At 66.2% G+C, this 1,845-nt stretch carries 1 protein-coding gene and 2 pseudogenes; all 3 read left to right on the forward strand.

Annotated elements, in window-relative coordinates:
• A pseudogene (locus MOV75_RS36585) lies at positions 1-128 on the forward strand (phage holin family protein); the annotation flags it as partial.
• On the forward strand, positions 129-1,259 hold the full coding sequence (locus MOV75_RS36590) for a YihY/virulence factor BrkB family protein (protein WP_246932394.1): 1,131 nt from the start codon (positions 129-131) through the stop codon (positions 1,257-1,259). It abuts the pseudogene before it with no gap.
• 163 nt (positions 1,260-1,422) lie between these two features.
• Positions 1,423-1,845: pseudogene (locus MOV75_RS36595) on the forward strand (EAL domain-containing protein); the annotation flags it as partial.

The raw sequence follows: 1,845 nt of genomic DNA on the forward strand, positions 1-1,845 counted from the left end.
ATGGCAGAAGGGCCCGGCCCGTTCGCACCAACCGGCCCGTGCAGCTGGGCCTGATGCTCGCCGCGATTGGACTGGCGGGCTTCACGGCGGCGCGCCGCAGGCGTCACGGTCAAAGATTGGACGCTTGAATGCTGGTGCGGCGCTCCGAACAGATCGACTCCTGGCTGCTGGTGGCGGCAACGGCGGTCTTCGTTCTGACTGCGGAGCGCTACTTTCAGGACTCCGGCGTGGTCCCATCGGGACCTCCCCAAGACCACCGCAAAGGCGAGGCGAATTCACCGGAAACGCATCCGGCGAGCGCAGCCGTGGAGCCCGGCCGCGGCCGTCATGCGAAGAGCCCGTTCACGATCCCCTGGGCGGGCTGGAAGGATATTTTCTGGCGCACCTATCAGCGCATCGACGAGGATCGGCTGCTGGCGACCGCAGGCGGCGTCGTGTTCTTTGGGCTGCTCGCGGTTTTCCCCGCCGTCACGGCGGTGGTCTCCTCCTACGGACTATTCGCCGATCCCGCGACGATCAGCGCCAATCTGCAGACGCTTGCGACCATGCTGCCCGAGGGCTCGTTCCAGATCGTCGAGGACCAGGTCGCGCGCGTGGTGTCGCATGGCAACACGACGCTAGGGGCCACCTTCCTGCTCGGCCTCCTGCTCGCGATCTGGAGCGCCAATGCAGGCGTCAAGGCGATCTTCGATGCCCTCAACGTCGCCTATGAGGAGCGCGAGAAGCGCAGCTTCATCAAGCTCAACATGGTGTCGCTGGCCTTCACGATCGGCGGTATCGTGGCGCTGCTGCTGATGGTGGGCGCCGTCGTCGCCTTCCCGCTCGCGCTCAATCACGTCGGCATGGCGCCCGAAAGCAAGCTGATCGTGGCGCTGGCGCGATGGCCGCTGCTGTTCCTCATCCTGCTCGTGGCGCTGGCGATCCTGTACCGCTTCGCGCCCAGTCGCGACGCGCCGCGCTGGCAATGGCTGAGCCTCGGCGCGGTGACCGCCGCCATCCTCTGGATCGCCGGCTCGGCGCTCCTGTCCTGGTATCTCTCGGAATTCGCCAATTACAACGCGACCTACGGCTCGCTTGGCGCGGCGATCGGCCTGATGATGTGGATGTGGGTGTCGGCGATCGTCATCATGTTCGGCGCCGAGCTGAATTCGGAGATCGAGCGGCAGACGCTGAGGGATACGACAACTGGCCGGCCCAAGCCGCTCGGTACCCGCGATGCTGTCTCGGCCGACACGGTTGGCGCCGCCGCACCGTCTTGACTCCGGGACCGTCCTGAACGCGCAGGACTGAGGCCGCTATCCCCTCGAATCAACAATGATGATAAGGTCATGCGGCTTGGGGGAGCATGAGGCGTGACGGGATCGCACAGCGACCCGTGTTTTCCCGGGTGAGGCAGTCAGCTCTTGAGGCGTAACGCGCGGCATGATTCGCATTTCGACGATTTTCATCGCCTTCTGCATGGTTCTGGTCGCGGCCTCGCTCGGGCTTGTGCTCTACGCCGTCGCCGGCATCAGCGGAACCGAATCCGCGATCGTGGCCCTGACCGCGCTGACCTTCCTGATCCTCTACAACGCGGTGTCGATGCGGCTGCGCGACCGCAGCGACGTCGGCGGCCAGATCGCCGATCTGTCGCGCGGCACTGCCGATCTCGCCCGCCAGGTGGCCGAGTTCGGTCGCCGGTTAGCTGCGATTGAGGGACGCATCGCCTCGTCCAACTCGACCAACTCCGACCGCATCCAGTCGGTGGTCGGCGAGATCAACGAGCTCGGCGGGTTGGTCAGACAGCTCGCGACCACCGTGTCGGCCCATGAGGACGTGCTGGCCGGCGGCGCGCCGCCGCCGGCA

The organism is Bradyrhizobium sp. PRIMUS42, from assembly GCF_023006515.1.
Classification (GTDB): Bacteria; Pseudomonadota; Alphaproteobacteria; order Rhizobiales; family Xanthobacteraceae; genus Bradyrhizobium.